We start from the raw sequence: 8,550 nt of genomic DNA, 5'->3' as shown, positions 1-8,550 counted from the left end.
GGCCTCGCCGCCGCGGCCCTCGCCGCCCTCGCCACCGCGGCCGCGGCGGCGAGGCCGCAGGTCCGGCGGCGGTGGGTGGCGGGCATGTCGGCTGTCCTCCCGTGGAGCGGTGCGCTCGGGCCATCCTGTCCGATCGGGCGGGCCCGCGCCGCCACCGGTGGCCCCGGGCGCGGGCGCGGCGGTCAGAATGGCCCGGTGAGCACCGACGTCCTGCGCGCCGCACCCGCCCCGCAGCCCGGCGCGCCGGGCCCGTCCCCCGACGGCGACGGGGGCGTGCGCGAGGTGGTGCTGCTGGGCAGCACCGGCTCGATCGGCACCCAGGCCCTCGACGTGGTCGCCGCCGCCGGCGGCCGCTTCCGCGTCACCGCGCTGGCCGCCGGCGGAGCGGACGTGGACGCCCTGGCCCGCCAGGCCGTCGAGCACGAGGTGGCGCTGGTGGCCGTCGCCCGGCCGGAGGCGGAGGCCCCGCTGCGCGAGGCGCTGGCCGCGCGGGCGCGCGAGGCCGGGCGCGCCGGGTGGTCCCCGCGCGTGGTGGCCGGGCCGGAGGCGGCCGCCGAGGCCGCCGCGCACCCGTGCGACGTCGTCCTCAACGGCATGACCGGCTCGGTGGGGCTGCGCCCGACGCTGGCGGCCCTGGCGGCCGGCAGCACCCTGGCGCTGGCGAACAAGGAGTCCCTGGTGGCCGGGGGGCCGCTGGTCACGCGCGCCGCCGCGCCCGGGCAGGTGGTTCCGGTGGACTCCGAGCACTCCGCGCTGGCGCAGTGCCTGCGCGGCGGGGACGCCGGGGAGGTGGCGCGCCTGGTGCTCACCGCCAGCGGCGGCCCGTTCCGCGGCCGGCGCCGCGAGGAGCTGACCGGCGTGACCCCCGAGCAGGCCCTGGCCCACCCCACCTGGTCGATGGGGCCGGTGGTCACCACGAACTCCGCGACCCTGGTCAACAAGGGCCTGGAGGTCATCGAGGCCTCCCTGCTGTTCGGCATCGGCTACGAGCGCATCGAGGTCGTGGTCCACCCGCAGTCGGTGGTGCACTCGATGGTGGAGTTCACCGACGGCTCCACCCTGGCGCAGTGCTCCCCGCCGGACATGCGCCTGCCCATCGCCCTGGGGCTGGGCTGGCCGCGGCGGGTGCCCGGTGCGGCCGCGCCGGTGGACTGGACCCGCGCGGCGAGCTGGACGTTCGAGCCGCTGGACGCGCGGGCCTTCCCGGCGGTGGAGCTGGCGCGCGAGGCGGGCCGGCGCGGCTCGACCGTCCCGGCGGTGCTCAACGCGGCCAACGAGGAGTGCGTGGCCGCCTTCCACGCCGGGCGGCTGCCCTTCCTGGGCATCGTCGACACCGTCGCCCGCGTCGTCGGCGAGCACTCCCCGGGCGCGGACCCGCGCGACGTGGAGGACGTCCTGGCCGCCGAGGACTGGGCCCGCGCCCGGGCCCGGGAGCTGACGGCGGGGGCGCGCGCGTGAGCGAGGTGCTGCTGTGGGTCGTCGGCGTCCTCGCCGCGGCCGCGGGGGTGGCGCTGTCCATCGCCCTGCACGAGGTGGGGCACCTGCTGCCCGCCAAGCGCTTCGGCGTGAAGGTGACGCAGTACATGGTGGGCTTCGGGCCCACCCTGTTCTCCCGGCGGCGCGGGGAGACCGAGTACGGCCTCAAGGCGGTCCCGCTGGGCGGCTACGTGCGCATGATCGGCATGTTCCCCCCGCAGCCGGGCGACGCCCCCGGGCGGGTGCGGGCCTCCTCCACGGGCCGCTGGGCGCTGATGGCCGAGGAGGCCCGGCAGGCGAGCTTCGTGGAGGTCGGCCCCGGCGAGGAGCGGCGCACCTTCTACCGCCTGCCCGTCGCCCAGCGCATCGTGATCATGTTCGGCGGGCCGTTCGTCAACCTGGTGCTGGCCCTGCTGCTCACGGCCGTGGCCTCCAGCGCCATCGGCACCCCCGGCCTGGTGCCCACCGTCTCCGCCGTCTCGCAGTGCGTGCTGCCCGCCGGCACCACCGCCACCGAGTGCGGCCCCGGCGACCCGCCGGCGCCCGGCGCGGCGGCCGGCCTGCGCCCCGGCGACGTCGTGCTCTCCTTCGCCGGCGAGCCGGTCAGCGGGTGGGAGCAGCTCTCCGACGCCATCCGCACCTCCGGCGGGCGCACCGTGCCGGTGCTCGTCGAGCGCGACGGGCGGCGGGTGGAGCTGAGCGCCACCCCCGTGCTCACCCAGCGCGCCGTGCTCGACGAGCGCACCGGCGAGGCCACCGGGCAGGTGGAGGAGGTCGGCTTCCTGGGGGTCTCGCCCAGCGTGGCCGTCGTGCGCACCCCCCTGTCGCAGGTGCCCGCCGTGGTGGCCGAGCAGGTCGAGGGCGTGGCCGGGATCGTGCTCCGCCTGCCGCAGCGCCTGGTGGACGTGGCGCAGGCCGCCTTCGGCAGCGAGGCGCGCGACCCGAACGGGCCCATCGGCGTCGTCGGCATCGGCCGCCTCGCCGGGGAGCTGAACGCCCGCCCCGCGATCATCCCCGGGGACGAGCTGGCCGAGCGCACCTCGCGGCTGGTGTCGCTGCTGGCGGGGCTGAACGTGGCGCTGTTCGTCTTCAACCTCATCCCGCTGCTGCCCTTCGACGGCGGGCACATCGCCGGCGCGCTGTGGGAGGTCGTGAAGAAGGCGCTGTTCCGGCTGCGCGGCCGGCCCGACCCGGGCCCGGTGGACGTGGCCAAGGCGATGCCGCTGGCCTACGGCGTCTCGCTCGTCCTCATCGGGATGAGCGCGCTGCTGCTGTACGCGGACATCGTGCGGCCCGTCACCCTGGGCTGACCCCCGCGCCGGGGCGTCCGCCGATCGTGAACAGCCGGTGGCGCTGCGGTGGACGGCTCGCCCCGTGGTCGTCGGCGCGCCCGCGGGGGCGGATACTGGGCGCGTGACTGTGAGCCTCGGTCTGCCCGCCCTGCCCCCGCCCGTCCTGGCCCCGCGCCGCAAGACGCGCAAGATCAAGGTGGGGTCGGTCGAGGTCGGCGGCGACGCCCCGATCTCGGTGCAGTCGATGACGACGACGCCGACGACGGACATCAACGCCACCCTGCAGCAGATCGCGGAGCTGACGGCGACGGGCTGCGACATCGTGCGCGTGGCCTGCCCCAGCGCCGACGACGCCGAGGCGCTGCCGATCATCGCCAGGAAGTCGCAGATCCCGGTCATCGCGGACATCCACTTCCAGCCCAAGTACGTCTTCGCCGCGATCGAGGCCGGCTGCGCGGCCGTGCGCGTCAACCCGGGCAACATCCGCAAGTTCGACGACCAGGTCAAGGAGATCGCCCAGGCGGCCAAGGACGCCGGCGTCTCGATCCGCATCGGCGTCAACGCCGGCTCCCTGGACCCGCGCCTGATGCAGAAGCACGGCAAGGCCACGCCCGAGGCGCTGGTGGAGTCCGCGGTGTGGGAGGCCTCGCTGTTCGAGGAGCACGACTTCCACGACTTCAAGATCTCCGTCAAGCACAACGACCCGGTCGTCATGGTGCGCGCCTACGAGATGCTCTCCGAGCGCGGCGACTGGCCGCTGCACCTGGGCGTGACCGAGGCCGGCCCCGCCTTCCAGGGCACCATCAAGTCCGCGACCGCCTTCGGCGCGCTGCTCAGCAAGGGCATCGGCGACACCATCCGCGTCTCGCTGTCCGCGCCGCCGGCCGAGGAGGTCAAGGTCGGCATCCAGATCCTGCAGTCGCTGAACCTGCGCCCGCGCAAGCTGGAGATCGTCTCCTGCCCCTCCTGCGGGCGCGCCCAGGTGGACGTGTACTCCCTGGCCGACGCGGTCACCGAGGGCCTGGAGGGCATGAGCGTGCCGCTGCGCGTGGCCGTCATGGGCTGCGTCGTCAACGGCCCCGGCGAGGCTCGCGAGGCCGACCTCGGCGTGGCCAGCGGCAACGGCAAGGGCCAGATCTTCGTCAAGGGCGAGATCATCAAGACCGTGCCCGAGCACGCCATCGTGGAGACCCTCATCGAGGAGGCCAACCGCCTGGCCGCCGAGATGGGCGAGCCGGAGGACGAGTCCGCCGCGGGCAGCCCCACCGTCACCGTCGGCTGACGGCGCGGGCCGTGCGGTGGGGCGCGGCGCGCCGGGGGAGGGGTCGCGTGGACGCCCCGCCGCCCACGCGACAGGATGCCGGGGTGCACCCGACCCCCTCCGCGGCCACGTCCCGGGGCCCCGCCGCGCCCGGGAGCCTGCGCGTCCTCACCGGCGCCGACGCCCCCGCGCTGCTGCGGCTGTGCGAGCGGGACCCGGTCGCCAACCTCTTCGTCTCCGCCCGGGTGCTCGGCCTGCTCGCCCGCCCCGGCACCGACCTGGGCGGGCAGGTCTGGGGCTGGTTCGAGGGCGGGGAGCTGGTCTCGGCGTGCTGGGCCGGCGCCAACCTCGTGCCCGTGGAGGCGACCCCGGCGGCGCTGGACGCCTTCGCCGCGCAGGCCCGCGCGCAGGGCCGCCGCTGCTCCTCCCTGGTGGGCCCGGCCGAGGCCGTCCTGGCCCTGTGGCAGCGCCTGGAGCCGCACTGGCGCGGCGTGCGCGAGGTGCGCGCCCGCCAGCCGCTCATGGTCTGCGACGGCGAGCCGGCCGTGCCCGCCGACCCGGCGGTGCGCCGCGCCGCGCTGCGCGAGCTGGACATCGTGGTGCCCGCCTGCGTGGCGATGTTCACCGAGGAGATCGGCTACGCCCCCGCCCCGCCCGACGGCGGCGGCGCCTACCGCGCCCGCATCGCCGAGCTGGTCTCCACCGGCCGCTCCTTCGTGCGCGTGGACCCCGGCGCCGCCGGTCCCGAGGTCGTCTTCAAGGCCGAGCTGGGCGCGGTCTCGCCCAAGGTCGTGCAGGTGCAGGGCGTGTGGGTGCCGCCGCACCGGCGCGGGGAGGGCCTGGCCTCCCCGGGCATGGCCGCCGTCGTGCGCGCCGCCCGCGCCGACGGCGTGGAGGTCGTCTCCCTGTACGTCAACGACTACAACACCCGCGCGATGGCGGCCTACCGCCGCGTGGGCTTCCGCGAGGTCGGCACCTTCGCCACCGTGCTGTTCTGACGCGGCCGTCCCGGTCGCTCGGGGTCAGCGCCGGCCGGCCCGGTCGGCGCCCTCGTCGGCCCTCGCGGCAGCGCCCCCGTCGGTGGCCGCGTCGGTGGCGGTGCGCGCGTAGGACGCCTCCAGGGAGCGGTACTGCGGGCTGGCCAGCGCCAGCAGCGTCGCGACCAGCCCCACCAGCCCCGTGACCACGAAGACCAGGGCGATGGCCCGGGTCTGCCCGGTGCCGAACCAGGCGCCGATCGCCGCCGCCCCCGCCCCGTCGGTCATGGACGGCACGACGAGGAACTGCGTGATCGGGCCGATGAGGAACGCGGTGACCGGGGCGGCGGACTGCTCCACGCTCTGCGCGAACCCGAAGACGCGCCCCTGCCGCTCGTAGGGCACCACGCGCTGCAGCACGGTCTGCTCGGCGGCCTCCGCGAACGGCATGAGCAGCATGAACACCACCATGGCGACCGTGAGCGTCACCACCGAGGACACCAGCGGGAACAGCGCCGTCGCCGTCCACGCGACGGCGTTGACCAGCAGCAGCAGCCGCACCGGCCGGCTGCCGAGCCCGAGGCGGGCGACGAGGAGCCCACCGACGATCATCACGGCGCTCAGCCCGCCCCACAGCAGCCCCCACACCTGCACCGACACCAGGGACAGGCCGTAGGCGTCCATGAGCGCCATGAACCCGCCGCCGATGAGGTTGTTGAAGCAGCTGAAGGCGATCAGCGGCACCAGGCCCGGCACGCCCCGCACCAGGCGCCAGGTGCCCCGCAGGTCCACGCCGCCCGCGCCGGCCACGGCGACGCCCGCCGCGTCGGTGTGGACGACGCGCGTCTCGGGCACGCGCACGCGCGCCAGGTGCAGCACCGAGGCCGCGAGCACCACCAGCGCGAGCAGCAGCACGTGCAGCATGCCGCCGGAGGCGACGAGGACCCCGCTGATGACGGACGTGACGAGCATCGAGGTGCCGGTCACCGTCCCGACCAGGCCGTTGGCGCGGTCGCGCACGTCCTCGGGCACCAGCAGGGTCACCAGCGTGGGCAGCGCGATGCCGCGCGGGTTGCCGGCCACGACCCCGGCCATGCACAGCACGACGAAGACCCACAGCTGCCAGGACGCCACGTCGGTGAAGGCCCCCTCGGGTGCCAGCTGGTGCACCACCAGGCACACGGCGTACAGGCCCGCCGAGACCAGCGCCGAGGCCTGCATCACCGAGCGCTTGCGGTGGTTGTCCACCAGGCTGCCGAACCAGATGCCCGTCGCGGCGGTGGCCACGACGAAGATGCCGGCGATCATGCCGGTGGCGAACACCGAGCGGGTCTGCAGGAACACCCAGAACGTCACCGCGAACCAGACGGTGTAGTTGATCACGCTGACGACGGCGTTGCTGACGAGCAGGTGGGCGAACACCCGCTGCGGGCCCGAACGCAGGTCCAGGCGGGGCGGGGGGACCTCGGGTGCGGGCACAGCGGGCTCCTGCCGTCGGGACGAGGGGTGCTGGTCGTGGTGACCGGGCGTCGGCGCGGGAGTCACCGGCCCACGGATAGGCTCTCGGAGTGCTCATGCGGATGTCGACGCTGTTCCTGCGGACCCTGCGGGAGGACCCGGCCGAGGCCGAGGTCGCCAGCCACAAGCTCCTCGTGCGGGCGGGGTACGTGCGCCGCGCCGCGCCGGGCATCTACACGTGGCTGCCGCTGGGCCTGAAGGTGCTGCGCCGGGTCGAGGCCGTGGTGCGCGAGGAGATGGACGCCGCCGGCTTCCAGGAGGTCCACTTCCCGGCGCTGCTGCCGCGCGAGCCCTACGAGGCCACCAACCGCTGGACCGAGTACGGCGACGGCATGTTCCGCCTGAAGGACCGCAAGGGCGCGGACTACCTGCTGGCCCCCACCCACGAGGAGATGTTCACCCTCCTGGTGAAGGACCTGTACTCCTCGTACAAGGACCTGCCGCTGGCGATCTACCAGATCCAGACGAAGTACCGCGACGAGGCCCGCCCGCGCGCCGGCGTCCTGCGCGGGCGCGAGTTCGTCATGAAGGACTCCTACAGCTTCGACGTCGACGACGCCGGCCTGGAGCTCTCCTACGAGAAGCACCGCGAGGCGTACGTGCGCGTCTTCACGCGCCTGGGCCTGGACTTCGTGATCGTCTCGGCCGTCTCCGGGGCGATGGGCGGCTCGCGCAGCGAGGAGTTCCTGCACCCCACCGCGATCGGCGAGGACACCTTCGTGCGCTCCCCGGGCGGGTACGCCGCCAACGTGGAGGCCGTCACCACCCCGGTGCCGCCCGCGCTGCCGCACGACGACGCCCCCGCCGCGCACGTGGAGGACACCCCGGACACCCCCACCATCGAGACGCTGGTGGCCGCCGCCAACGCCTCCCACCCGCGCCCGGACCGGCCCTGGACGGCCGCGGACACCCTCAAGAACGTCCTCGTGGTGCTGCGCCACCCCGACGGCACCCGCGAGCCGCTGGCCGTGGGCGTGCCCGGCGACCGCGAGGTGGACCTCAAGCGCCTGGAGGCCTCGCTGGCCCCGGCGGAGCTGGAGGCCTTCGGCGAGGCGGACTTCGCCGCGCACCCGGCGCTGGTCAAGGGCTACATCGGCCCCGGCGCCCTCGGCGCGGAGTCGGCCTCCGGCATCCGCTACCTGCTCGACCCCCGCGTGGTGGAGGGCACCCGCTGGATCACCGGCGCCGACCAGCCCGGCAAGCACGTCTTCGACCTCGTCGCCGGCCGCGACTTCACCGGCGACGGGTTCGTCGAGGCCGCCGAGGTCCGCGCGGGCGACCCCGCCCCCGACGGCTCCGGCCCGCTGGAGCTGGCCCGCGGCATCGAGATCGGGCACATCTTCGCCCTGGGCCGCCGCTACGCCGAGGCGCTGGACCTGAAGGTGCTCGACGAGAACGGCAAGCAGGTCGTCGTGACGATGGGCTCGTACGGCATCGGCGTCACCCGCGCCCTGGCTGCCATCGCCGAGGGCAACCACGACGACAAGGGCCTGGTGTGGCCGCGCGGCCTGGCCCCGGCGGACGTGCACGTCGTCGCCACCGGCAAGGACGCGGAGGTCTTCACCACCGCCGAGCGCATCGCCTCGCAGCTGCAGGCCGACGGCGTGGAGGTCCTCCTCGACGACCGCCCCAAGGTCTCGCCCGGCGTGAAGTTCAAGGACGCCGAGCTCATCGGCGTGCCCACGATCCTCGTCGTGGGCAAGGGCCTGGCCGAGGGCGTGGTGGAGCTGCGCGACCGCCGCACCGGCGAGGCGCGCCAGGTGCACCTGGCGGAGGCCGTGCGCGCCGTCACCGACGCCGTGCGCGGCTGAGCTCAGCGCCGCCGCGCGCGCAGCCGCACCGCGGCGGTGGTCCCCGCGACCACCGCCGCGGCCGCACCGGCGGCGGCGGCCGCCGCGGTGGAGGAGTCCGGGCCGGACAGCCGCCCCACGCACACCCACGCCAGCCCCCACGTCAGCGCCGCCGCGGGCGCCAGGCGCCCGCGCGAGCGCACCGCGGTGAGGACCCCCACCGCGGTGCGCTCGCG

6 protein-coding genes and 1 pseudogene are annotated in these 8,550 nt (G+C 75.6%); 5 read left to right on the top strand and 2 right to left on the bottom strand.

Features of this window, described 5'->3' with window-relative positions:
* The first annotated feature begins 195 nt into the window (after window positions 1–195).
* From dxr to GTR00_RS08965, 4 genes are all read left to right on the top strand, one after another.
* Window positions 196–1,458, top strand: a complete 1,263-nt coding sequence (dxr, locus tag GTR00_RS08980; RefSeq protein WP_323132345.1) for a 1-deoxy-D-xylulose-5-phosphate reductoisomerase — start codon at window positions 196–198, stop codon at window positions 1,456–1,458.
* Window positions 1,455–2,786, top strand: a complete 1,332-nt coding sequence (locus tag GTR00_RS08975; protein WP_323132344.1) for a M50 family metallopeptidase — start codon at window positions 1,455–1,457, stop codon at window positions 2,784–2,786. Before dxr ends, GTR00_RS08975 begins: the two co-directional genes overlap by 4 nt.
* Window positions 2,787–2,889: 103 nt before the next feature.
* Window positions 2,890–4,050 carry a flavodoxin-dependent (E)-4-hydroxy-3-methylbut-2-enyl-diphosphate synthase gene (ispG, locus tag GTR00_RS08970; protein ID WP_166611284.1) on the top strand — a complete coding sequence of 387 codons (1,161 nt, stop codon included), beginning with the start codon at window positions 2,890–2,892 and terminating at the stop codon, window positions 4,048–4,050.
* Between the two features lie 83 nt (window positions 4,051–4,133).
* Window positions 4,134–5,027, top strand: coding sequence for a GNAT family N-acetyltransferase (locus tag GTR00_RS08965; protein WP_166611283.1), 894 nt, complete (start codon window positions 4,134–4,136; stop codon window positions 5,025–5,027).
* A gap of 24 nt (window positions 5,028–5,051) precedes the next feature.
* On the opposite strand, the gene GTR00_RS08960 is transcribed toward GTR00_RS08965, so the two are convergent.
* Window positions 5,052–6,485: an MFS transporter gene (locus GTR00_RS08960; RefSeq protein ID WP_166611282.1), complete on the bottom strand. Its 1,434-nt coding sequence runs from the start codon at window positions 6,483–6,485 to the stop codon at window positions 5,052–5,054.
* Between the two features lie 89 nt (window positions 6,486–6,574).
* Between GTR00_RS08960 and GTR00_RS08955 the strand changes: the two genes are divergently transcribed.
* Entirely contained in the window at window positions 6,575–8,335 is a 1,761-nt protein-coding gene (locus GTR00_RS08955) for a proline--tRNA ligase (RefSeq protein ID WP_166611281.1), read from the top strand.
* A gap of 2 nt (window positions 8,336–8,337) precedes the next feature.
* Here GTR00_RS08955 and GTR00_RS22925 read toward each other — a convergent pair.
* Window positions 8,338–8,550 (bottom strand): annotated as a pseudogene (locus tag GTR00_RS22925) (tryptophan-rich sensory protein); the annotation flags it as partial.

This window comes from Kineococcus indalonis, from assembly GCF_009906395.1.
Lineage (GTDB): Bacteria > Actinomycetota > Actinomycetes > Actinomycetales > Kineococcaceae > Kineococcus > Kineococcus indalonis.
The sequence above is the reverse complement of the archived record's forward strand: the minus strand, read 5'-3'. Positions and strand labels throughout refer to the sequence as shown.